A 23499-nucleotide genomic window follows, 5' to 3' on the forward strand; every position below is an offset into this window, starting at 1 on the left:
GTAAGAATATTACACTAAGTATCTATGAAGTTGCGATCGCATATTAATGATTAAAGACCAATTATTGATTATTAGCTAGCTGGATGATTTACAATTTAGTGACAATTCACTAAATTGTTGCCAACAAAGATACAAAGCGCGAGGTACATGAAAACAGCCTTTCCATTTACCTCCTTTGAGATTCAAAAGTACTTCTCCACGACGATTAAGATAGCCAAATATTTCACCATGTTGAGTGTCTACAAAGTGATTCCAAGTATACTCGTGTACCCTTTGATACCATTGCCAACATTCCTCTTTTTGAGTTAGTAAATAACCCATCGATAAGGCTACTAAAGTTTCTAAATGTACCCACCATAATTTTTGATTCCATTCTAATTGTTGGGTTGGATAACCTTTAGCATCTAAGAAATAATAGATTCCGCCGTACTGTTCATCCCAACCAAAATTAAGAATACTTAAAACTACTTCTACTGCTCGCTCTATTAATACTCGATCTCCCCGACGACGAGCAATATCCATCACAAACCACATTGCTTCTATACCATGACCAGGATTAATTAATCTACCATCAAAACAGTCGATATGTGAGCCATTCAAAGTAACATTTTCATAGAGTAAGCCTTGCTCTGGGTCTAAAAAATCTGTCATAATTTCTCGAACAGTACGATCTAGGATGTTCTGTAAGCGATCTCGCAGAGATCCGCTTCGCGGGACGCTTTTTAGTAGCCAATCCATTTCTAAAGATAAGTTAGCCAAAATCATCGGTACAGCTAAAGTTTTCATCACTCTCGTCCCAGGATAAACTTTACTATATTTTCCCTTGGGATTATCTTGACGACGTAGTACATTATTGTAAGCTTGTAAGGCTATTTCTTGAGCTTGGGAATCACCAGATGCTTTAGCATATTGACTAAATGCCATTGCTGCAAAACAATCAGAAAAAATATTGTAAGGCTGTATTAATGGCTCTCCTTTTCTGTTTAAAGCAAAATACCAATTTCCTTCTTCATCTCTGCCATGTTTGGCTAAAAAGTCCGCTCCATTTTTGGCAATTTCTAACCATTCTTCTTTTGATTCAAGTTGATTATAAAACCAAGAAAAAGTCCATAGCTGTCGATTTTGTAACCAAATAAATTTATCGGTATCATATACTTTTCCTTCGCGATCCAAACAAGTAAAATAGCCCCCTTGTTCCCAGTCAAGAGAATATCTTTCCCAAAAGGGAATTACATTATCGAGTAAAGTAGTTTGATAAACTTCTGCTAATTCAATAAATTTTTGCCTCATACATACCTCATTCAACTTCCATAGAGCTTAGAGTTTATAGTATTTGCCAATAATTTTACCCTTTGGATTAATTACAGATGCTGATTATAAGTCTAGTGTGTTTTTAGTTCTGTTTGCTGTGGGAATACCCATACATCCTCTCATTATTTCTTTTAGATTCCTGTAACTCAAAGTTAACCGCACCAAACTTGAGTAATTTTCTTCTTGCTATCATATTCATAATTTTGTGGACATTTTGTGGACAAATGAATTCTCAGAAATAATTGATTATTAAATTCAACATAGAAATCAATTGAGAAGCAGACGGGAATATTCCCCTAACTGAGAAACTGATCTTAAATTAAGCAATCATCGGGAAGAACCAGAGAAGGAATCGTGAAAAAATGGATAATAAGTAGTTTATTAGTACTGTAAAAACTCGATCGGGTTTTCTTGTTATCATTACTCCTAGTTTTTCTGTACTTAGAAGTTCTCTTTTATACTTTCCATACATCCTCTGATTGTTTTTCGGAAATTTCAGCTTTTTTTACCGTATTTCAACAAGGATGAAGCTAATGACTACTATGCAAATCGACAACGAAACTACTTACTTAGGTCGGTTAAATGAAGCGATCGCAGCGAGCCAAAATTTACTGACCAATTTTGCATTTAAAGATGGAGTTTTAGCAGATTTTAGTAATGCATTTGGTTCGAGATTTGATCGCCGAGCAACTTTAGCTTTAGTTAATCAATGGCAAAATGGCGAATTTGATATATTACCCGACTATGTTTCAATTTTTGTAAACGCTCCCTGTCCCCAGGTTCAATTACCAGGCGTAATCGACATACCCAAGCTGCATATAAACTTGATAGACGCTGAGCAACCCAGAGCAAAGACATCTGGGGCTGGGGTGGTACGAACTTGGTTTTTTTAAATGATTGCAATTGCATTTTTACAGAAATCAGGTGTTGGTAATTTGAACGCAGAAGGGAATGCTTCCCCTCAACCCAACCATTGCCCTCGAAATTAATTTCAATCGTACAAAGCTGCGAATAAATCCACTATTTTGCCTGGGTCGGCTTCATCAATTCTAATTGAGCCATAAAAAAGTATGGAATAATCTTTTAGTATGACAGTTAACTGGTTGTCCATGCTCCAAGACGAAACTCCTAGATTTTTCTTTCCAAAGCTTCTGCTCATCACGCCTTGTAAAATGATTAACTAATCTACAAGAATAGGATTGAGTATTAGGTGGCTTAAGCCTTCTGCTATGTCATGCTTGAAAGTTCTCTGACAGTCTAGTTTATTAGCAAGAAAATCACAAAAAATTAGCTAAGCTAGAAAATTGCTATAGTATCTTAACTAATTACCGATCAATGGTTAAATAATAAATAAATGATAAATATTAAACCTTTTGGCTCTTGGAAATCTCCGATTACAACAGAAACTATTATTGCCAAAACTGTTGGCTTAGGAGGAGTTAATTCGTTAGCAAAAGATATTTATTGGCTAGAAAGTAGACCACAAGAAAAAGGGAGAAACGTCTTAGTAAAACAAGCTGCTGACGGTACAGTAGCAGATATTACACCCCAACCTTTTAACGTGAGAACTAGAGTTCACGAATATGGCGGAGGAGCATATCTGATTACAGAACAAGCAATTTATTTTAGTAATTATAGTGATGGTAGAGTTTACCAACAAATAGGTCGAGAAACCCCTCAAGCTCTTACCGCCGAATCAAAAAAACGCTATACAGACTTTGTTGTAGATAGCCCAAGAAATCGTTTAATTTGTGTTTGCGAAGATCATGAAGTTGCTGATAGTGAACCTAATAATAGTATAATAGCGATCGCATTAGAGACAGGAGAAATTACCCCTCTGGTTACAGGAAGTGATTTTTATACCTCCCCGAGAATTAGTCCTGATGGCACACAGTTAGCTTATATCAGTTGGAATCATCCCTCTATGCCTTGGGATAGCAGTTATTTATACTTGAACGATATTCAATCAGATGGCTCTATTGACCGAGTAGAATTAGTTGCAGGTGACACTCAAGAATCGATTTGCGAACCTAAATGGAGTCCTGACGGATTATTATACTTTAATAGCGATCGTAATGACTGGTGGAATATTTATCGGCGTAACAGCGATGGCACAATAGAATGTCTTCATGAGATGGCTGCGGAATTCACTTATCCTCATTGGGTATTTGGGTTATCTACCTATAGCTTTATCTCTGCCGAGTTAATTGTTTGCGCTTATTCTCAAGATGGTAGTTGGCATTTAGGTAGCATCAACACCAAAACCAAACAGTTTCAAGCTATTGATACTCCCTACACTAATATCTCTTCTGTGCAAGCTAGTGTTGACGGTGACGCATTATTCATTGCAGGAAGTCCCAATCAACCCACTGCGGTAACTAAATTTAATTTAGAAACCCAACAAGCAACTACTATTAAACGATCGGGAGAATTAAACATCGATCCTGGTTATCTCTCCATACCCCAAGCAATCTCTTTTCCCACAGATGATAATTTAATCGCTCACGCTTGGTATTATCCCCCTCAAAACAAAGACTACACTGCACCATCAGGAGAATTACCCCCTGTATTTGTTAAAAGTCACGGAGGTCCTACTGCTGCTGCTGCGGTTAATCTCAATTTACGGATTCAATATTGGACAAGCAGAGGTTTTGCTTATTTGGATGTCAATTATGGCGGTAGCATCGGTTATGGTCGTCAATACCGCGAAAGACTCAAAGATAATTGGGGTATTGTTGATGTTCGAGATTGTATTAATGCGGTTCAATACTTGGTTGAAAAACAATTAGCCGATGGAGAAAGATTAGTTATTTCCGGTGGTAGTGCAGGAGGTTATACTACCTTAGCTGCTCTCACTTTCTACGATACCTTTAAAGCTGGTGCTAGTTACTACGGAGTTAGCGATCTCGAAATTTTAGCCAAAGATACCCATAAGTTTGAAGCTCGTTATTTAGATGGTTTAGTGGGAGCTTATCCTGAAGCAAAAGCTACCTATCAAGAGCGATCGCCATTGTATCATATAGATCGCTTATCCTGTCCGATTATTTTTTTCCAAGGTCTAGAAGACAAAGTAGTACCTCCCAACCAAGCAGAAATGATGGTAGAAGCTTTAAAACAAAAAGGTTTACCTGTAGAATATGTCACCTTTCCCAATGAAGGTCATGGTTTTCGTCAAGCAGCTAATATTAAAACTGCAATTGAAAGTGAATTTGCTTTCTATTCCCGTGTGTTTGACTTTGAAACGGCAGATTAATTGACGACAAAAAGAACTAGAAAACCGAAAATTAACTTTTTTCGCTATTGCTTGCGTTGATTTTGGCAATAATCTAAATCAGAAATTGCCTGGGGATAATAGTTTTCGAGCCATTGATCGAATACTTGTTCAGCAGCGTGTTCATGAAGAAAAGTATTGATTGTATTGCGCCATTGAGAATCTCCTTGAGGCAAAATTAGCCCGTAATAGTCACAAGTCAAAGGTTGTTCGGGAATAGCTTGATAGTTTTCTCTGCCTAAACCCTGACGATCTATCTCTCCTGTCAGTAAAACGCGATCGCTGACAAAGGCATCTAGATAGCCATCTCGAACGGCTTGTATGGCTTTACTTCTCCCATCTGCGCTTTCAAATGATACGATCTCTGCATTGGGATAGTTCTGCTGTAAAAACTGTTTGGTAGTAGTTGCTTCAAGAACACCTAGTCTAGTTCCCTCAAGTTGACTATCGAGATCGAGGTTAATCGCGTTATCTTGGTTAACTAAAAAACGAGTTCCACTACTAAAAAAAGGATCGGAGAAAACCACCTCTTCTCGATCGCTAACTATGGAATTGGGGCCACATTCGAGATGCACTGTCTCTTTTTCTACCAACTCAAATCTATTCAACACAGAAGAAGGTATTTTAACTACTTTTATGGGTGTAGATGTATTCAATTCTTGGGTTAAGCGATCGCCAAAAGCAACAGCTAAATCGGCACAAAAACCAGTCAAGTCGCTATGATCGGTATAGCCAAAAGGTGCAGCATCAGTTCTCATGGCAACTTTAAGTGTACCCGTTTGTTTGATTTCTGCCAGAATATCGCGATTTTGTTCGGATGCAACAGCTACTATAGGTTCGGGAATGGGAGATGTCGGGGGAGTATCACCATAGGCTAATTCTAATTGCTCTGGGGTTAGGGATTGAATTAGATGTAGTGGTAATTCTGGGTTACTGATGTTTTCCGCATAAGCAGCAGTTAAATAGGATTGATATTCAGAGCTATCTTTTATGTGAGCTTCAAAAAAGGCTAAAGTTAAGGCTTTTAAATAATCTCTACCCAAATCGGGACGAAAACCTTTTAAAAAGTCATTAATTCCCGCAATATTTTCCTCATTAATAGTAGAGAAATGACTGCCATTAACCATTGTCGCCAGATATTTATCAGGAGTAGTTAACCATAAAAAAGGATGCGCCTGTTCTGGGATAAACGGAGCAACAAAATCCATCGTTCCCCCGACAATCAATGTCGGAATATTGATTTGCTGCATACTTTCAATTCCCAATACCGAGCTAGTAACAGGATTGAGGGCAACTACGGCTTTAATCCGATCGTCTTGAAGATCGTATTCTCCAGGGGGTAAATTATTAGCGCGACATTGCAAGAATAAAGAGACATTAAGAGTAAAAAGATCGCTATCGCAAACATCTTTAACCCTAGCTAAATTAACAGGCGCACCAGAAGTAATCAGGGCGGTAGTTCCTCCAAAAGAATGACCTAAGACTCCAATCTGCGACCAGTTTATTAGTTTTTGATAGTCTGGATGCTGTTCTAATCGATCTAGAAGATGAGTAATATCTCGTGGACGACTATAGAATTCAAAGGGACTGACATCTACGTTTACTTCCCCTCGTAAAAAGGCTTCTTGATAATTACTACTACTGCCAGCGTGTTCGGGTATAGCAACTATATAACCATGAGAAGCTAAATGTTCGGCTAAATAGGCAAAATCAGAACGTTGTGAACCTAAACCATGAGCAATGATAGCTAAAGGCGCAGACGATGTTAAACCTTTTGGCGCATAAATATCTACATTTAAATCGTAAGCACCTGCAAAACCAACAGCAGTTTGACGCAGATCGTCAATGGGAAAAGTAAGGGTTTCCTGGCTGACTTGATACTGTCCTGGCTGACGTAAATCGGGCAAATTAGCAAAATCAGGTCTTGTTTGCGAGTTTATTTCTTGTTGAGCTTGCTCGGCGATCGCTTTTATACTAGTATCTTTATACCGAAAAAAGCTTTCTGCTTCTTTGACAATAGCAAAAATCAAATCGGTGTTTAACTGCATTTCATCTGTGGGAAAGTGACGCAGAAAATTGATCGCTGTTAAGCCTTCTGGTTCACCTGCTGCCAGGATCAAAGCAGCGCGAATAGCATAAAGACCATTTCTTTGGGGATGAGTATAAATTATGTTGCCTAACCGCCTGAGAAAGTCCTCCCCCATTGGCATATTAGTTAAGCGATAAACGGTTATTGGCTCAACAGCAAAACTGGTTTGTAAGATTTGGCGTAATTGCTGGAGGGTTTTCTTGTCCAGAAAGTTGGCATAATAAGCAAATTCTGAGGTTATTTCGCCTTTTTTGGCAAAAATTTCCATATCTTCTACTGACAAAGAAAATTCTCCTAGAAAAGATAAGGAAAAAGTAATTTTCTCTGCTGCTGTAACTGGTAGTGGTTTAAAGGTAGCTACTATTCCGCAGCTAGTAAAAGCGATGCCTAGGGATAGCTTCGCAATGTCTAAAATTAGTTTTGATACTCTCATTTTTGGTGTTTTATAAAGCATTACTATAACTAATTGCTGGAATTTTTAGGCGTAAAATCTCGTTCTGGAATAGTAGTTACGGGGCTTGTACGCCCCTCACCAAGTCAATGAATTCAGAATATTCAGAATGAAGCAGCTCATATTTTTGATATAATTTCCGATACTCTTGAGCTAAGGTTAAAAAATCTTCGTAGTGACTAATTGCTAATTGGTGAGAATCTTTGGGGTTTTCTTGGAGATAGAGTTTGAGTTTGGTGACTTCAAATTGCGATTCGAGGGTTAAGGGATCTATGTTCATGGTTTAAACAGTGCAATGTACTTGTATTTGAAAAAAATTCAAAATTTAGACCTTAAAAGTAAGAGAGTATTGATTTAAAATACTTTCTGTTTAACGGAGTTATTGACTAACTTGCCATCTTCCATATGAACAATGCGATCGGCAATATCTAAGATACGATCGTCATGAGTAACTAATAAGATTGTGCTGCCTTGTTCTTTGGCTAGCCTTTGCATTATGTTTACAACATCTCGCCCTGATTTACTGTCTAATGCTGCTGTGGGTTCATCTGCCAAAACGATCGCAGGATGTGCTACTAAAGCACGGGCGATCGCAATTCTCTGTTTTTGCCCTCCAGAAAGGCTATCAGGATAATAATCAACGCGATCTGCCAAACCAACTTCTTCTAAAATAGCGATCGCACGATCCCGCATTTCTCTTTGAGAGTACTTACCATGTACTTCTAAACCCATCTGCACATTTTGGCTAGCAGTTAAACTATGGTGTAAATTGTGTGCCTGAAAGATATAGCCGTTGTTACGTCTAGCTTGTACCAACTTTGCCGAACTCGCTCCGCAAAGTTCCTTTCCCAGTATTTTGCAACTTCCTGATTGTGGCGATCGCAATCCACTAACTAGAGTCAACAAAGTAGTTTTACCAGAACCAGAAGGACCTGTCATCAAGACAATTTCCCCGCGATTTATTTCTAAATTAATGTCAAATAGAACCTGTTTGCGGAGTTCTCCTTGACCAAAAGAATGATCCAGGTTGTGAATATCAATTACTGGGGTTATATTTTGATTATTTTCCATTTTAACTAAGATTCCTCAATAAATTTTGAGTAACGGTGACTTGAGTAAGATAAGTATTTGTAGGGAATAAGTCATACAAAGTTATTACCAGGTTTTATGTGTCTTACGAGGCGTACAAGCCCCTCCCCTTTTTGAATTTCATCTCCTTCTTTAACCAGCAACTCATCAATATGATTAAATTTGCTGTTATTTAGCTGTTTAAACTAAACCGATTAGTTTAGTTACTATTATAATAAAACTAAACCGATTAGTTTAGCAACTTGAGATTGTCGGAAAATAATTAAGAGAAAAGCGATCGCAATTGCTCTTAAAATAATCTCAATAATTATTCTCTGCTTAATTGTTCTTAAGTTAAATCTATAAAAATTTAATTTCTGGATAAGCCAGTATGGCTTGATCTTCAGTCATTATTATTAATTCATGTTGTAAAGCTTGAGAAATTATGAGGCGATCAAACGGATCGCGATGCAGTAGAGGAAGAGTAATTAGTTGAGTAATAGTATTTTCTTCAATAATTAATGTTTTAATTAAGTGTTTTCTTCTTTCCAGTGGTAAATAATTTTCTGGAGAACTAGGAAAATTTAGCTTACCTATTTGATATTTGATTACACATTCCCAAATAGAAACAACGCTTAAGAATATTTCATTATCGAGATTGTGAATGTCTTGACGAAATTTATCCGATAATCGTTTACTGTCATCAATAAGCCAGAGAAAAATATGGGTATCTAAAAGTATTCTCATTTAGGTTCAAATAAATCTAAAATTTCATCTGGTAAAGGATCGTTAAAATTATCAGGAACAATAAATTCGCCTTTAGCAAGACCAATAGGGCGTTGTTTATTTTGTTGTCGATAAGATTCAACTATTCTGTCAATATCTTTGTTAGTTATAGAAATTTCATTCGGTCTTAACTGTTTACTATGTAAATTAGTTTGTTTGAGTTCTATATTTCTGTGATTACTTTGAAGAATAAGACGATTATTTTCAAGTTCATTTTTAATTTTTCTTGCAGTAGGTATTAATGATGTTAGCCAAAGAAATAAAAATAACATCAATCCAAAATATATTATTAACATGAAAAGAGCAATTCGAGCGCGAATAGACATTGTTGCATATACGAAAGCAAACAATAGTAAAGAAAGAACTGTAAAAACAGAAATAGATGCCAATATCCAAATTAATTGCAAGAATATTTCAGTTTTATTGGGTTTTCTTATTTCTAATTCACCATTTATATTGATTTTTAAAAATGTAAAAGCTCTTTTAAAATCAGAATATCTAAGTCTACCTTCTGCAAGATTGTAGTAGTGTATAATTTTTTTTTGCCAGTATATATTTGCTTCGATTCCAGTTACTTTTTTATAAGCTATTAAATCAATCTTGTCTCGTAAAGTTATTTTTGCTTTTTCCGAAATGTTTTCGTCAGCAAGTAATTCTCTTAATCTTGATAGCTCACGTTTATTGAATCTTTCTACAAAGTCATAGATAACATTAGCTCGAAACAAGGCATAAATAGAAAGAGCAGATAATAAAAACAAAAAAATTGTTTCTGGAGTGGCATTTTCTGGTATTGAGTTAACAACAAGGTCTAAAAGTTTCTCCATTGCATTTTTGTTTTATACAGTTAGATTGAGTAAATTGCAGCAACTAATAAGGCACGATCGCACCTTGCCAAATGAATAATAGCTAGCAAAAATCACGACCAACATAAATGATATTTTTACATAATGCTTATCAAGAAAAAAACACTAATTTATTTAACGATCAAGAGAAATATGGGTATTTAACTCTTGATAAGTCTGCTTTTCTTTCTTTAATTCTTGTCCTTTTCCTGACTTTTTCTTATCGCGACGCTTGATAATCAAATAAATAGCAGGAACGAAATACAATGCCAGTAAAGTAGAACCACTAATGCCACCAGCGATCGCAATTGCTAAAGGCAGCCAGAAAGGATCGCCACTTATTAATAAGGGAACAAATCCCGCTATGGTAGTAATAGTAGTAGTCATAACGTGACGAGTAGCTTTAACTACCACATCTTCTACGGCTCTGCGATCGCCTTCTCTGGCTTGCAGATCCTCATTTAGTGCCGAGAGTACAATTATCGTATTATTAATGGCAATACCCACTAAACCCATTGTGCCGACAATTGCCATAAAGCCCAAAGGTGAACCAGACACCTTTAGAGAAAATAGTGCCATACCAATACAACCAACTGCCACTACTGCCACAATACCAGTCTGACGGAAAGAACCAAGGCATAGTACTAAAGCGGTCATCATAACTACAAGTAATAAAGGTACATAAAGTGCCAAGTTGCCTGTGGCTGTACTACTTTCTTCTTGTTCTCCACCAAACTCATAACGATAGCCTGGGGGTAATTGAAAGTTACTTGCTTCTAACTTTTCTTGGAATTTAGCTAATACAACGGAAGGTAATACTCCTGCGGTTATATATCCCTGTACTGTATTAACTCGCTGTTCGTTGCGACGGGCTATATTTGCTAATTCTGGTATAAGATTAAACTCTCCCAATGCTGATGTAGAACGAAAATCGCCATTTTCACCGCCATTGGAGCTTAAATTTAAAGAGGCAATCTGACTTAAATCCGCACGTTTAGTATTACTTACTCTAACTCTTACTGGTAGGTTTTCTGTACCCTCAAGGATTGAACCACCAATTGCACCTTCTAAATAAGCTTCTAACTGTTGAGCGATCGCAGTATTAGTTAAACCAGCTTGTCTTGCTTGTTCTTCATCTACAGCCAGTCCTAATTTGGGAAGAGCTTCGGTTAAATCGTCTCTAACGTGAACCACATCGGGTACGCTAGCTAAAATAGCTCTGACTGACATACCCAAGCGTCTTAATTCATTGATATCTGCACCATAAATCCGCATTTCTATAGGAGCATCGAAAGGAGGACCTTGCTCCAGTTGTCTAACTAAAATTCGAGCAGAGGGCAATAGCTCGTCTAGTTCAGCTTGTAACTCTTGTACTGTAGCTTCTATTTCTCGATCGCTATTTAACTGCACCATTGCCTGAGCATAATGAGACTGATTTTCTCTGTTTCCTGTAAAGTTGTAGTAGAATTTTGGCGCACTCTCTCCGAGAAACCAATGAACTTCTTTGACATTGGCATGATTTAGGATCATATTACGGGCTTCGAGCATTTGGGCTTGAGTTTGAGCGATGGCGGTTTGGGGTGCAAACTCAACTTCAATTTGAAATTGATCGCGAGCTACTGAAGGAAAAAATTGACTGTCTAAAGTTGTTGCACCAATAAAGCCGATTAGAGGAAGGCAAAAAGTTAAGGCGATCGCCAATAATGGCTTAGATGCGGTAACTCTGAGAGATTTACGATAGGGACGGGCTAGTTTGGGGGAAGTAAAACCTTGATTCCACCAAGCTCCAGGTTTGAGTAAGAAGCTTTGAATCTTTGACAAAATTCCCTTTGGTGAAGTCTGTTGATGTTCAAATTGTTCGGCTTTTTCACGAGTGTCAGCTAACATCCGCGCTGCTAAAGAAGCGATTACGGTTAAGGAAAGTGCTAAAGAAGAAATTAACGACATAATGACACTCAAAGCGATCGAGCCGACAAATTCACCAGCAGCACCTGGAAGTAAAACAATAGGCAGAAAAGTCAGAATAGTGGTTAAAGTAGAAGCAAACAGAGGCACTTTTAAATAGTTAACAGTTTTAACTACAGCTTCAAGAGGTTTTTCTCCCGCTTCCATTTCCCTCTGAATCTCATCGACAACTACAATTGCATTGTCAATCAGTAACCCCAGTGCAATAATTAACCCCGTCACGGACATCTGATGTACTGCAACTCCCAAGACACTCATCCAGCCAAAAACCATAAAGGTACTTAGAGGTAGAGCGATACCAACTACCAAAGCTGAACGCCAACCCATAGAAACCAAACTGACAACCACCACCAGCAGCGCACCAATCACTAGATTTGAAAGCAAAGAGCCGATGCGAACTTCTACATATTCACTTTGATCGAAGATGAGGTCTAAACTAACTCCTTGGGGTAAACTACTTTCAAACCAAGCTAATTCTTCTTTGACCTCTTTAGCCCATTGGTCAATTCTCAATCCCGATTTCATCAATACCCCTACCACCACAGCAGGTTTACCACTAACTAAGGCTAAATCTGTCGGGGGCTGCTGAATGCCACGATTGACTTGAGCAATATCACTCAAACGGGTAAACTGTCCTGCATTAGTTTGAATCGGTATTTGCCTAATTTGTTCTAAAGTTTCTAATTCGCTATCTACTTCAATCGCTAGGTTATTGCGATCGCTGCGTAATTGACCAGCCGTTACCTTGGCATCACTTAGATTAACCTGTTCGGCTAATTCTTGTGGTGAAAGTCCCACTGCTACTAAATCGGGAGCATTAATTTCTACCGTAATTTCTTCATTAGGATCGCCAAAGATTTCCACTTCTTCTGTTCCTTCAACACCACGCATGGCTACTTCTAACTCTTCTGCGTAGCGTCGTAAAACAGCATAGTTAGGTTTACTTGGTTGATTCCAAGTCAAGGAAGCGATCGCTGTATAAGCTTTAACTTTGGCTTCATCTAATTCGGGAACTCCCGCACCAGGGGGAAATGAAGCAGAAGCATCATCCATCTCGTCTCGTACTTTAGACCAAATAGGTTGAGCATTTTTTACTGAATCTAGTAACTCGACAGTTACGGTAGAAAATCCCACCCGTGAATCAGATTCTAAAGTATCAATTTCTTCAATCTCAGCGATTTCTGCTTCTAAAACTTCCGTAACCAGTGCTTCAACTCGCTCTGCACTAGCACCAGGGAAAGCTGTTTTAACTACAGCAATCCGCGAAACTAATTCAGGATCTTCTTGTCGAGGTAAAGATTCATAAGACGAGATTCCCCAAGCAATTATCAGGATAAATGTCAGGATTAATAAACGTATGTTGCGATAAAACGGCTTAACCATGATGTTTTAAAGGGATGAAGGATAAAGTTACTTATTACTTATTACTTATTACTCATTACTTCCAAGGGCTTTACTTGCTGTCCTGGTACGAGGCGATGTGTACCGTTGGCGACAATTTTATCCCCTGGCTGTAAAGTTCCTCTGACTAAAACGCGATCGCCTTGTTGATGGATGATTTCTACTGAATGTTGTTTGACTTGATAATTCTCTGTGTCTTCTGATTCGGATAAGACATAGCAAGTCCAGAGTCCTCTAATTCCTTGGTTTAAAGCATCTGTGGGTAGCCAATAGCCTTCTGTATTGATCTCTTCGGTTAGTTCTAGCCTCACTGTTTGACCAGGATTTATTTGAGGAATTGCCGAACGATCTAAGTTAAAAACTACTACCTGGGTTCTGGTATTGGCATTTACTTCAGGTAAGATAGATGCCACTGTAGCCTTGTATGTCTGTGAACCAAGTTTTAGGGTTTGAGTACTACCTATTTCTAGTTCATTTATTACTTGATTGGGCATTCCTACCCGCGCTTCAGGGGCAGCATTTTCTATCAAACGAATCACTGATTGACCTGCATTCGCCACCGTTCCTTCATCTAGTTCTCGCGTCGCTACGATGCCATCAAAGGGTGCTTTGAGAGTACTTTTATCAATGGTGACATCTAGATCGGCAATACTGGCTTCTAGCTGCTGTACTGTTGCTTGTTGTGCTGCTACCTGTTCCCACCGTGTACCGTTTTCTAGTTCCGCCAGGTTGCTTTTAGCCTGATTTAATCTTGCCTGTAATGCGCCCTCGCCAAAGGAAAATTCGTCTAGTTCTTCTTTTGAGATTGCTCCTTGCTCATATAGAAACTCTCTTCTTTGTCGCTGTTGTTCTTGCAGTTTAAGCTGCTGTTCTAGATCTCTGACTCCTGCGATCGCTGCATCGATATCCTCTTGACGCGCACCTCTTTGTAATTCTGCTAACTGAGCTTGGGCGCGGGCTTTTTCGGCTATAAGTTGTTGACGTTGGGTTTCTAGGTTGCGAATATCTAATTTTGCTAATGGTTGTCCTGCGGTGACGCGATCGCCTTCTTCAACCAAAACCTGCTCTATTTCCCCACTGCGAGAAAAGCCTAAATTGCTAGTTCTTAAAGCAGCAATTTCCCCTGTATAGATGCGTGATACCTGATAAGAATCAACTGGTTCAACGGCGATCGTGTCCACGGGTAAGATTCTAGCTGTGGTTTCGGCGGTAGGACTATTTGAAGATGAGGTTAATATCGGGCGAGCAAATAGTAATACTAGTCCTGCTCCACCAATTCCTACAAGCAGATAAAAGTATTTACCAAGTTTCTTACGGGGACGTTCTGAAAATTCTGAGGAAGCTTTGTGATTAGAATTTTGATGGGGTATCTGGCTGGTACTCATAATATTTAGAGAAAAAATTAAATCAAACGAACGTTTCACAAGTATCAATATAAATCAGATTTTAAATTTAGTTCTATCTATAGATAGCCTATTTGTATGGTAATTTTGATAATTTTAGAGTACCAAAACTACTTTTGAGCTTTATTACTTGCTGTAAGTAAAACAAACGTTTGAAAAGTTGTCAAGTCTCTTTTGAACATTTATTGCTCACTTAGCCCCTATAAATATTACATCTCAGAGACATATACATTTTTTGAAATTTCATCTATTATCATAAGTATAGTTCTTACGTTCGTTTGAATGTATCAAATTATATTTATTTTATGACATCGACCATTTCCACTGACACAAAAGAACAGATTTTAAATGTTGCTGAAAAGCTATTTGCTGAAAATGGTTTTGCAGGTACGTCATTAAGAAGCGTAATTCGTGAAGCCGATGTAAACTTATCTGCGGTGCATTATCATTTTGGTTCAAAGGAAGAACTATTTCGTGCAGTTGTAGTGCGAACTGCTCAACCAATAGTCAAGGAAACATTAAAAAGACTGGCACAGTGCCAAGCAAAGTATGAGAATCCTAGTGTTGAAGCTATACTAGAAGCATTTTTGACCCCTCCTCTACAAATAATCCTTAGTAGTGGCGATCGCAGTATTAATTGCGCTAGATTTATGGGACGCTCCCGTACAGAACCCGATTCAATTCGAGGAATTGCCGAGCAAGAGTTTCAAGACATTCAAGAAGCCTATTTAGATGCACTAGGACGTTCTTTACCCGATCTATCCCGTACAGAACTTACTTGGAAACTAGATTTAGTAATTGCTGTCTTATTACGTGTGTTGACTGAAGCCAGAAAACCAGACGCATTGATTCAAGATAATTCTCCAGAAGGCATTCAAAATACGGTATCAAAATTAATTGATTTCCTAGCCCCAGGAATGCGATCTTAATCAACTTCCTATCATAAAAAATTTGGCAATAGTTCTAATGTGGGTTTCAACTTCAAGGACTATTTTTGGGAAATTTTTCTTCAAACTGTTGCATTTCTCTAATCATTTCTTTACTATTTCGGAGATAAGTAACAAATAATAGGATAGAAAAAGCCATAACTATTAAGCCAATAGCATTATTAGAAAATGTATTATATACCCCATGTAAAACTGCTGAGATAGCTACTCCAATAAAGATAATAGGCTTTTTTCTAGAAGGATTAATAGCTGCTAATCCTATAAAATAACCGACAATTCCTGCCCAGATAGCATGAATTAATGGTAAGGAAATAAAACGAATTGTAGTCAGTAATATATGATCCGTAATACCAAGATTTCCTACAGAAACATTTTTAGCATAAATCAGAGAGTAATGAACTCCTTCTGCGATCGCAAATCCTAGCCCTGACATTGCACCATAAAAGGCTGAAGTTAATGGCTCTTTCAACTTACCTGGATTGAGTAAAAATAAGTAAATTGGGAAACCTTTACATAGCTCTTCTAAGACACCAACTCCTAATACATAACCAATAAGTTTAGATATTACATTAGATGAATTAATCGCAGCATAAAGAAAGCTGAAAGGGGGTATTTGTTGAACAAAAATTAATAAAGGAATTCCAACAAATGCCGTAAAGAATACACATTGTAAGGTTAGTTTCCGAGAAAACTGAGTTGGTTTGATTAATTTATATAAAACAATCCCCCAGACAAATGCATAATAGATGCCTAGTATCCAAGCTATATCTTTTAGACTAGAAGTATTAGAATAAAAAGAACTAATAGCCAGGGGAAATAAGCCCAAAAACAACAGGAGTCTAACTATATTACTACGATATAAATCAGGATTTAAAACTTGTTGATAGGGAACGACTGAAGTAAATTCAAATGTTTGCAAAGCTTCTATAAATTCGTTTTTATTGATTTCTGGTGTAGAAGTACCTCGATTAAAATTACTTAGTTTTTCTTGTGGTTGTCTTGTCTTTATTTCTAACTCTTGATTCCATTCAGGAAAACTTTCTCCTGTTTTTTGTCCATAAAGCATTATTTTTGTAATTAAATCAGTTTCTAAGCTAGTTACAGTTTTCTGAATTAAAGGGACTAACTTTTGCTGATTTGGTACTTGTTCGGCTTCTAAAATTAGTTTTAAGTAACTATCTTTAAGCTCAGATTTAGCTATCTTTTCTTGCTCTAAATTATCTTGGATGAGGACAGATATCGCATTTAGATCGCCCTGTTTTGCGAGTTTAACTATATTGTTATCTATCATAAATAATTGAATAAATGTAATTATAAAAAAAAATTATATCAAAAAAATGGCGTTACTGAATATATTGTTGAAGTAATAAAAAATTTGTTTTAATAAAAAGGTAGATTATTTTTATAATATAGTATGGAATGCCCCCATTGTCACGACGAGCGCGTTCCCTTGCACCCAATGCGACGGGTATAAACGCCTTTCGTCGGCGCGGGGTCGCTCGTCATTCAGACAAAACCCTCTATTCAGCAACACCGAAGTGGCAGACAAGAAAGGCGAACACTAAAAGACTTGGATGAAACAAAGAATTAATGATTTTGAGACTATTAGAGAATGCGTCGATATTGCTTTCAAACAATGTCCTAACGTCTTTGCGTAATGCTATATCAGATGAGCCGAAATTGAAGCAAAAATTGTAGAGTTTTGCGTTAAATAAATATTAGATAGTTATTTGAGATAAGCGATCTCACCAAGATAAACGAACCAAGAGAGGACAAAGGAAAAAATTCTTTCCCCTCAATCCTCTTTCCTTAAATGACTTAATATCCGAATACGATGTTCACACATTGCTGATTTAAGCAGTTTGTTCTTCAATCTCTAAATCAAACAACATTTGTAAAGATTGTAAACAACGACGACGAGCCTCAATATCTTGTTGCGCTTTAAGCTGTACCATCGGTTCATGAAGAATTTTATTAACAATTCCTCTAGTAAGAGCTTCAATAACTTCTTGGTGTTTTTCGGCGAATTCTGAACCGAGACGAGATAAGGCTTTTTCTAATTCTTGAGCGCGGATATCTTCTACTTTGCTGCGTAAACAACTAATAGTAGGCACAGTTTCTAGAGATCGCAGCCATAAAATATAGTTAGCTACTTCTTCTTCGATGATACCTTCTGCTTCTTGCGCTATTTTACGACGGGTTTCTTGGTTAGCAGCAACTACTGCTTTGAGATCGTCTACATTGTAAGATTGGATTTGCTCGATGTTGCTCACATCTGCTGCTACATTGCGGGGTACAGAGATATCAATTAACATTAAAGATCGATCCACAGGTAAATTCGCCTCTAGTTTTGCCTGAGTTAAAATTGGCTCTGTTGCGCCAGTGCTAGTAAACACTATATCAGATTCAGCGATCGCGTTCATCATTTCGGATAAAGGATAAAGCTGCAAATCTGCTTGAGAAAACTTATTAGCTAGCTCTTGGGATCTGCGATGAGAACGATTCACCACTGCAATTTGAGTTGCACCTTTAGATAGCAGGTGCTTCACTAGCAGACAAGCCATCTTACCCGCACCAACAATCACAACGCGGGAAGCAGCTAGATTTTCGGCTTTGATTTGCGCCAATTCTACCGCAGCAGAACTTATGGAAACTGCTCCTGTACCGATGCTAGTTTCGCTACGAACTCGCTTTCCTGTAGAAATTGCTTGCTTAAATAAGCGATCTAATAATCTGCCTAAACCTTTGTATTTTTGCCCTTGTTTGTGAGTGGTTTTTACCTGAGCTAAAATTTGTCCTTCACCCAGAACCAGGCTTTCTAATCCTGAAGCTACTCGCATTAAATGGCGTAAAGCATCTTGATGCAATAGGGTAAATAAGTTTTTACGCAATTCATAGATAGAAAGACGAGCTTTTTCAGCTAAAAACTGCATAATCTCCACAACGCCTTGTTCTGTCTGTTTGACAACGCTGTAGATTTCTAAACGATTACAAGTACTGATAATAGCGACTTCTTCTATGTGAGGATAACCCTTTAAGTGGGCTACTGCTTCTTCGATTTGCGCTTCTGGAATACTCAGTTTCTCACGAACGTCTACCGAAGCTGTTTTATGACTTAGACCGACAACGACAATATTCATCTGTTCTTCTCAAGGTTTTTGTGTAAACCGAATATCAAAACGGCAGTGGAATAGCGCACCGCCTGCGCTGAGGAAACCTCAGCGTAAAGACGGAGCAAGGCTGCTTCTTGACCAGAAGCATTTCCTCCCGTCAAAAAAATTTTTAGAATTTATAATTCATATTTTGTAAATTTTACGGGTTGTCTCGCCACAACCTACTAATAAATATCGATCTATTAATAAAAGTATAAATTATGACGAGGCAACTAACCTGTGGTTTTAGCCAATAGCTACTACTTTAGTTGGATACTCTTAGGATTTTCTAACATATGCACAGTATCTACAAAGCGAGCAGTCATCGATTGAGAGGAAATAACCAAACTTTGGGTTCTCGCACCACCTTTAAAGAAACGAACACCTTCCATCAAAGTACCAGGAGTAATACCACAAGCAGCAAACAAAACAGTTTCACCACTAGCTAGTTCTTCTGCGTTATATACTCTGTCGGGGTCTGTGATGCCCATTTCTGTGAGACGAGCCAAGTTTCCTTCTTTACTTTCTCCGATTAAACCAGTTTTGACTACTGCGGGGTCATAAATTAGCTGTCCTTGGAAGTGACCACCCAAACAACGCATTGCTGCTGCGGAGATTACTCCTTCAGGTGCTGCACCAATTCCCATCAGAGCATGAATGTTTGACCCTGAGAAAGCACAAGATAAAGCTGCTGAGACATCACCATCGCTGATTAATCTAACTCTGGCACCTGCGCCACGAATTTCTTTGATCAAGTCCTCATGACGAGAACGATCCATAACTACTACGACCAATTCTTCAATAGAACGACTCATGCAGTCAGAAAGAATCTTTAAGTTTTCGGTAGCAGATTTATTAATATCTACATGACCCTTTGCTGCTGGGGGTGCAGCCAGTTTTTTCATGTAGAAATCTGGTGCAGCAAACAAACCACCTTTTTCAGAGATTGCCAGTACTGCCATCGAACCATTTTGACCGTAAGCAACTAAGTTAGTTCCCTCACAAGGATCGACTGCAATATCAATTTGAACTAATTCCTCCGGATTACAGTAATCTGCTGCATCCTCGCGAGTACAAATACCTACTTCTTCACCGATGTAAAGCATAGGAGCATCATCCCTTTCCCCTTCACCGATGACAATGCGACCTCGCATATGAATTTTGTTCATCCGCTCGCGCATAGCTTCTACTGCCACTTCATCAGCAATATCTTTTTCGCCTTTACCCATCCATTTGGAGGATGCAATGGCAGCTTGTTCTACTACCTCAATAATTTCTAATCCGAGGGTGTTTTCCACGAAGATTTTCCTCCCTAGTGCATATTTTTCCCTAGTATGGCGAAGCCCACTCAAGTCAAAAGTCTATCAGAGAGCGGTATCCTCTTAGATATTTATTAAGATTTAATAATAAATATTAGTTTTTTTGTATTACATTAAAAGAGAATCGGGAATGAGCAGCAAAGATTTTATCTAGTTCGACGATAAAAGGGTTTTTTGACTACTTTTGCAGGATAGGTTTTACCTCGGATAGCAATTTCTAATTCTTGTCCTACCTTAGATAAGGATTTTGGCACATAACCAAGAGCGATCGCTTTTCCCAATGTAGGGGCTAATGTTCCGCTAGTGACAATTCCTACTTGTTCTCCTGCTACCATGATTGGATAATCATGACGGGCAATATGTTTTCCTTGCATTTCTAAACCCACTAGCCGTCGCGATAATCCTTCGGATTTTTGTTTTTCTAAGACCTCTTTGCCAATAAAGTCTTCTTTGTCCTGAAGATGAACTAACCAGCCTAAACCAGCCTCTAAAGGGCTAGTAGTATCATCAATATCTTGTCCATAAAGACACATTGCAGCTTCTAAACGTAAAGTATCCCGCGCACCCAAACCACAAGGAGTTACCCCTGCTGCTAAAAGGGATTGCCACAACTCTTGACCGACTGATGGCTCAACCATAATTTCTAAGCCATCTTCCCCTGTATAGCCCGTACGAGCAATAAAAGCAGCTTTACCATCAATAGTTGTTTTGGTATGACCAAAAGCTGGTAAATCGCTAATATTATCTGCCACCAGAGGTTGTAATATTTCCACTGCTTTACTACCCTGTACTGCCATTAAAACGCGATCGCCAGATAAGTCTTGAAACTGGATTTCACTATCTGTTAAATGGTTTAAAATCCATGCTTTGTCTTTATCTTTGGTCGCAGCATTAACAATCAGAAAACCTTCGATCTCTCCTGTGGCAGTTTCTCCTTGGTGGTAAAAAATAATATCATCAATAATTCCCCCTTGGGGATTGAGTAACACTGTATACTGCGCCTGACCCTTGTTTAAACGGGCTAAATCAGAGGGAACTAATTTTTGTAACTGGGTAATCAAATCTTTTCCTTGCAACGCAAACTTACCCATGTGAGAAATATCAAACATTCCTACATTAGAGCGCACTGCTTGATGCTCTTGTTTTAATCCTGCAAATTGTACTGGCATTGACCATCCAGAAAAAGGGACAAAACGGGCTTTTTGTGCCAAAGCTAGGTCATAAAGAGGAGTTTTGAGTAAAGGAGTCTTTGCTGATTCAGCCATAGGAGTTAATTGTTACTTTTCATTGATTTTATCTTTGTCAAAGTATCAAGGATGAACGATTTTTCTACTTCATTCCTCAATAATTGATTTTTGGTTAAATTAAGGTTTCTTTAAGATATGCTTTAAAGAAGGTTAAGTTAAATAAAGTTTTATTTGTACAGAATATCTTGAGCATTTTTTTGTTGACTCTAGGAAGCTTTATCAGTTGGTTGATTAGTACGGTGGCTGGGGGTGGTACTCCTTTTATTATGATTCCTCTAATTGGCTTTTTTTTAGGTTCTGTGGCTATTCCTCCCGTGCTGACCACAGTAATGCTTTGTGGTCATCCTCAAAGACTGTGGCTTTATTGGAAATATATAGATTGGCGAATTATGGGGTGGTATCTTCCTGGTGCTGTTGTGGGGGCTGTTTTAGGGGCGATCGCCTATACTAGAATACGGTTAGAATGGTTGCCAATTTTATTAGCAGTATTTTTAATTATTTCTACATTTAGCTATAGTCCCAATAATCAATCTTTAAAACCAGCTTTTAAAGTCTACCCTTGGTATTTTTTGCCTTCAGGATTTGTCTTTGCTTTTCTCTCTGGTACAATCGGTAGTGCTGGCCCTTTACTCAACCCTTTGTATATCAATTATGGGTTACTAAAAGAAGATTTAATTGGCACAAAATCAGCCCATTTATTAGTAGTTCATATTGTGAAAATCATTACCTACGCTATCTATGGCGCACTCAATCCCATCTATCTTGGTTATGGTTTACTGATGGGATTAGCAGCTTTTCCTGGTAATTGGTTGGGTCAAAAAATGTTGATGAGAATGAGCGAACAAAATTTTCAAAAATTGTTAGTCAGTTTTGTTTTTTTAACTAGCTTGTTAATTTTTTGGGAGCAAAGAGAACTACTTGTATCTTGGCATTGAAATTTTTTGTCTAAATTCGATGAATTATGTAGCCACAGAAAATGCCGATGCGGGTATTGTTTATCTGACTAATAGTGTTAAAATAAATGCGATCGCTATACTTCAAAAAAGTCAATTAGCTGTAAGCCATAAGCCATAAGCGCGATTGCTATAAGCAGGGCTATTTCAACTGAAGCTCAAACTCCTTTAGGTACGCTTGCTCCCATAATTTGGTCGGGGCATTAACCCAAGCTCAAAAAAGAGTATGAATGGTTGAAGTTAACTTATTCTCAGTGCTTACAGCAGGTTTGTTTGAATCTTGGAACAGCATTCAATAATTTCTTTGAACGTAGGGCTAAATACCCTTGTTTTAAGTCGAAGCATGGCAAGCAGTCAATTCATTATCCTCAAAATGTTAAGAGAATAGATGATTGCTTAAGGTTGCCAATGATAGGCGACATTAAAGCAGTTTTTCATCGCTCGATAGAAGGCAAGATTAAGACTGTAACTGTATCTAAAAATAAATCAAATCAATACTACGCTGCTATTCTTTTTGACAATGGAATAGATAAACCGCAGGTTAATACTGAAGGAAAAGCGATAGGAATCGATCTTGGCTTGTCTCATTTTGTTATTACTAGCGATGGAAGTAAATTCGATAATCCGAGATGGATTAAAAAGCATGAGCGCAATCTAAAGATTAAGCAGCAGCAATTATCAAGGAAACAAAAAGGAAGTAATAACAAAAATAAATCAAGATTAAAAGTAGCAAGAATACACAATAAAATAGCTAATTGTCGCTCAGATTTCCAACACAAGCTATCTCGCAGGATAGTAAACGAAAACCAAGTGATTGTTGTTGAAAATCTAGCAGTAGCAAATATGGTTAAAAACCATAAGTTGTCCAAAGCAATATCACAAGTAGGCTGGGGACAATTTTGCACAATGTTAAAGTATAAAGCAGAACAAGAAGGAAAGGTTTATCAAGAAGTAGATAGATTTTTCCCAAGCTCCAAAACTTGCAATGTTTGTCTTAATCAAGTGGGCAGCTTGCCACTAGAAGTAAGATTTTGGAATTGCGCTAACTGTGGAGCTAAAAATATAGATCGCGATCTTAATGCAGCCAAAAATATACGCGATGAAGGACTGCGAATTTTGACGAGCGAACTTGGCGAGGTTTCCTCGCCTAAAGCACGCGCGAGTTTGACCTCTGGAACAGGGGATCAAGCCTGTCGTCAAACTGTAAGACGTAGCAATAGAGGACGAAAGAAATCTACTACTACGCTGGTTTCTGGGTAGGAAGCCTACATCTGTATGCGTCAGCATCAGTGTA

17 protein-coding genes and 1 pseudogene are annotated in these 23499 nt (G+C 38.0%); 5 read left to right on the forward strand and 13 right to left on the reverse strand.

What is annotated here, in order from left to right:
• Nucleotides 1-75 precede the first annotated feature (75 nt).
• Entirely contained in the window at nucleotides 76-1290 is a 1215-nt protein-coding gene (locus H1P_RS05875; RefSeq protein WP_144865066.1) for a n-acyl-d-glucosamine 2-epimerase, read from the reverse strand.
• A gap of 554 nt (nucleotides 1291-1844) precedes the next feature.
• Here H1P_RS05875 and H1P_RS05880 point away from each other — a divergent pair.
• On the forward strand, nucleotides 1845-2204 hold the full coding sequence (locus H1P_RS05880; RefSeq protein WP_144865068.1) for a hypothetical protein: 360 nt from the start codon (nucleotides 1845-1847) through the stop codon (nucleotides 2202-2204).
• 98 nt (nucleotides 2205-2302) lie between these two features.
• Here H1P_RS05880 and H1P_RS35805 read toward each other — a convergent pair whose 3' ends face one another.
• A complete protein-coding gene (locus H1P_RS35805) occupies nucleotides 2303-2470 on the reverse strand; it encodes a hypothetical protein (RefSeq protein WP_186375855.1) in 168 nt (55 codons plus the stop codon).
• 195 nt (nucleotides 2471-2665) lie between these two features.
• Between H1P_RS35805 and H1P_RS05885 the strand changes: the two genes are divergently transcribed.
• On the forward strand, nucleotides 2666-4564 hold the full coding sequence (locus H1P_RS05885; protein WP_144865069.1) for a S9 family peptidase: 1899 nt from the start codon (nucleotides 2666-2668) through the stop codon (nucleotides 4562-4564).
• 44 nt (nucleotides 4565-4608) lie between these two features.
• On the opposite strand, the gene H1P_RS05890 is transcribed toward H1P_RS05885, so the two are convergent.
• From H1P_RS05890 to H1P_RS05920, 7 genes are all read right to left on the reverse strand, one after another.
• Nucleotides 4609-7104 carry an alpha/beta hydrolase gene (locus H1P_RS05890; RefSeq protein ID WP_186375856.1) on the reverse strand — a complete coding sequence of 832 codons (2496 nt, stop codon included), beginning with the start codon at nucleotides 7102-7104 and terminating at the stop codon, nucleotides 4609-4611.
• A 76-nt stretch (nucleotides 7105-7180) separates the two neighbouring features.
• Nucleotides 7181-7402 (reverse strand): hypothetical protein, encoded by a 222-nt coding sequence (locus H1P_RS05895; RefSeq protein ID WP_144865073.1) that lies wholly within the window; start codon nucleotides 7400-7402, stop codon nucleotides 7181-7183.
• Nucleotides 7403-7476: 74 nt separating this feature from the next.
• Nucleotides 7477-8193, reverse strand: a complete 717-nt coding sequence (locus tag H1P_RS05900; protein WP_144865075.1) for a DevA family ABC transporter ATP-binding protein — start codon at nucleotides 8191-8193, stop codon at nucleotides 7477-7479.
• 357 nt (nucleotides 8194-8550) lie between these two features.
• A complete protein-coding gene (locus H1P_RS05905) occupies nucleotides 8551-8937 on the reverse strand; it encodes a type II toxin-antitoxin system VapC family toxin (protein WP_144865077.1) in 387 nt (128 codons plus the stop codon).
• Complete coding sequence (locus H1P_RS38105; RefSeq protein ID WP_246141485.1) at nucleotides 8934-9800, reverse strand: hypothetical protein; 867 nt, start codon at nucleotides 9798-9800, stop codon at nucleotides 8934-8936. The genes H1P_RS05905 and H1P_RS38105 overlap by 4 nt, the downstream gene beginning before the upstream one ends.
• A 153-nt stretch (nucleotides 9801-9953) precedes the next feature.
• A complete protein-coding gene (locus tag H1P_RS05915; RefSeq protein ID WP_144865079.1) occupies nucleotides 9954-13166 on the reverse strand; it encodes an efflux RND transporter permease subunit in 3213 nt (1070 codons plus the stop codon).
• 41 nt (nucleotides 13167-13207) lie between these two features.
• Nucleotides 13208-14569 carry an efflux RND transporter periplasmic adaptor subunit gene (locus H1P_RS05920; protein WP_144865081.1) on the reverse strand — a complete coding sequence of 454 codons (1362 nt, stop codon included), beginning with the start codon at nucleotides 14567-14569 and terminating at the stop codon, nucleotides 13208-13210.
• Between the two features lie 323 nt (nucleotides 14570-14892).
• Between H1P_RS05920 and H1P_RS05925 the strand changes: the two genes are divergently transcribed.
• Entirely contained in the window at nucleotides 14893-15516 is a 624-nt protein-coding gene (locus tag H1P_RS05925) for a TetR/AcrR family transcriptional regulator (RefSeq protein WP_144865083.1), read from the forward strand.
• Nucleotides 15517-15568: 52 nt separating this feature from the next.
• On the opposite strand, the gene H1P_RS05930 is transcribed toward H1P_RS05925, so the two are convergent.
• The 4 genes from H1P_RS05930 to gcvT all read right to left on the reverse strand — a co-directional run bounded on the left by H1P_RS05930 (nucleotide 15569) and on the right by gcvT (nucleotide 21270).
• The gene (locus H1P_RS05930) at nucleotides 15569-16825 is read right to left on the reverse strand and encodes a PrsW family intramembrane metalloprotease (protein WP_144865085.1); all 1257 of its coding nucleotides are present in this window, start codon (nucleotides 16823-16825) and stop codon (nucleotides 15569-15571) included.
• Between the two features lie 562 nt (nucleotides 16826-17387).
• Entirely contained in the window at nucleotides 17388-18674 is a 1287-nt protein-coding gene (locus H1P_RS05940) for a glutamyl-tRNA reductase (protein ID WP_144865087.1), read from the reverse strand.
• A 272-nt stretch (nucleotides 18675-18946) separates the two neighbouring features.
• Nucleotides 18947-19984 (reverse strand): class II fructose-bisphosphatase, encoded by a 1038-nt coding sequence (glpX, locus tag H1P_RS05945; RefSeq protein WP_144865090.1) that lies wholly within the window; start codon nucleotides 19982-19984, stop codon nucleotides 18947-18949.
• A 167-nt stretch (nucleotides 19985-20151) separates the two neighbouring features.
• Complete coding sequence (gcvT, locus tag H1P_RS05950; protein ID WP_144865092.1) at nucleotides 20152-21270, reverse strand: glycine cleavage system aminomethyltransferase GcvT; 1119 nt, start codon at nucleotides 21268-21270, stop codon at nucleotides 20152-20154.
• A 167-nt stretch (nucleotides 21271-21437) separates the two neighbouring features.
• On the opposite strand from gcvT, the gene H1P_RS05955 reads away from it, so the two are divergent.
• Together H1P_RS05955 and H1P_RS05960 are read left to right on the forward strand one after the other, a co-directional pair.
• Nucleotides 21438-22187 (forward strand): sulfite exporter TauE/SafE family protein, encoded by a 750-nt coding sequence (locus H1P_RS05955; RefSeq protein WP_144865094.1) that lies wholly within the window; start codon nucleotides 21438-21440, stop codon nucleotides 22185-22187.
• 225 nt (nucleotides 22188-22412) lie between these two features.
• Nucleotides 22413-23465 (forward strand): annotated as a pseudogene (locus H1P_RS05960) (RNA-guided endonuclease InsQ/TnpB family protein); the annotation flags it as partial.
• Between the last annotated feature and the right edge of the window lie 34 nt (nucleotides 23466-23499).

The organism is Hyella patelloides LEGE 07179 (genome assembly GCF_900659865.1).
In the GTDB taxonomy this organism is placed as follows: Bacteria; Cyanobacteriota; Cyanobacteriia; order Cyanobacteriales; family Xenococcaceae; genus Hyella; species Hyella patelloides.

Coding starts and splice junctions, on each gene's coding strand:
- H1P_RS05875 (WP_144865066.1), bottom strand. CDS start 1,290: ATGAGGCAAAAATTTATTGAATTAGCAGAAGTTTATCAAACTACTTTA.
- H1P_RS05880 (WP_144865068.1), top strand. CDS start 1,845: ATGACTACTATGCAAATCGACAACGAAACTACTTACTTAGGTCGGTTA.
- H1P_RS35805 (WP_186375855.1), bottom strand. CDS start 2,470: ATGAGCAGAAGCTTTGGAAAGAAAAATCTAGGAGTTTCGTCTTGGAGC.
- H1P_RS05885 (WP_144865069.1), top strand. CDS start 2,666: ATGATAAATATTAAACCTTTTGGCTCTTGGAAATCTCCGATTACAACA.
- H1P_RS05890 (WP_186375856.1), bottom strand. CDS start 7,104: ATGAGAGTATCAAAACTAATTTTAGACATTGCGAAGCTATCCCTAGGC.
- H1P_RS05895 (WP_144865073.1), bottom strand. CDS start 7,402: ATGAACATAGATCCCTTAACCCTCGAATCGCAATTTGAAGTCACCAAA.
- H1P_RS05900 (WP_144865075.1), bottom strand. CDS start 8,193: ATGGAAAATAATCAAAATATAACCCCAGTAATTGATATTCACAACCTG.
- H1P_RS05905 (WP_144865077.1), bottom strand. CDS start 8,937: ATGAGAATACTTTTAGATACCCATATTTTTCTCTGGCTTATTGATGAC.
- H1P_RS38105 (WP_246141485.1), bottom strand. CDS start 9,800: ATGGAGAAACTTTTAGACCTTGTTGTTAACTCAATACCAGAAAATGCC.
- H1P_RS05915 (WP_144865079.1), bottom strand. CDS start 13,166: ATGGTTAAGCCGTTTTATCGCAACATACGTTTATTAATCCTGACATTT.
- H1P_RS05920 (WP_144865081.1), bottom strand. CDS start 14,569: ATGAGTACCAGCCAGATACCCCATCAAAATTCTAATCACAAAGCTTCC.
- H1P_RS05925 (WP_144865083.1), top strand. CDS start 14,893: ATGACATCGACCATTTCCACTGACACAAAAGAACAGATTTTAAATGTT.
- H1P_RS05930 (WP_144865085.1), bottom strand. CDS start 16,825: ATGATAGATAACAATATAGTTAAACTCGCAAAACAGGGCGATCTAAAT.
- H1P_RS05940 (WP_144865087.1), bottom strand. CDS start 18,674: ATGAATATTGTCGTTGTCGGTCTAAGTCATAAAACAGCTTCGGTAGAC.
- gcvT (WP_144865092.1), bottom strand. CDS start 21,270: ATGGCTGAATCAGCAAAGACTCCTTTACTCAAAACTCCTCTTTATGAC.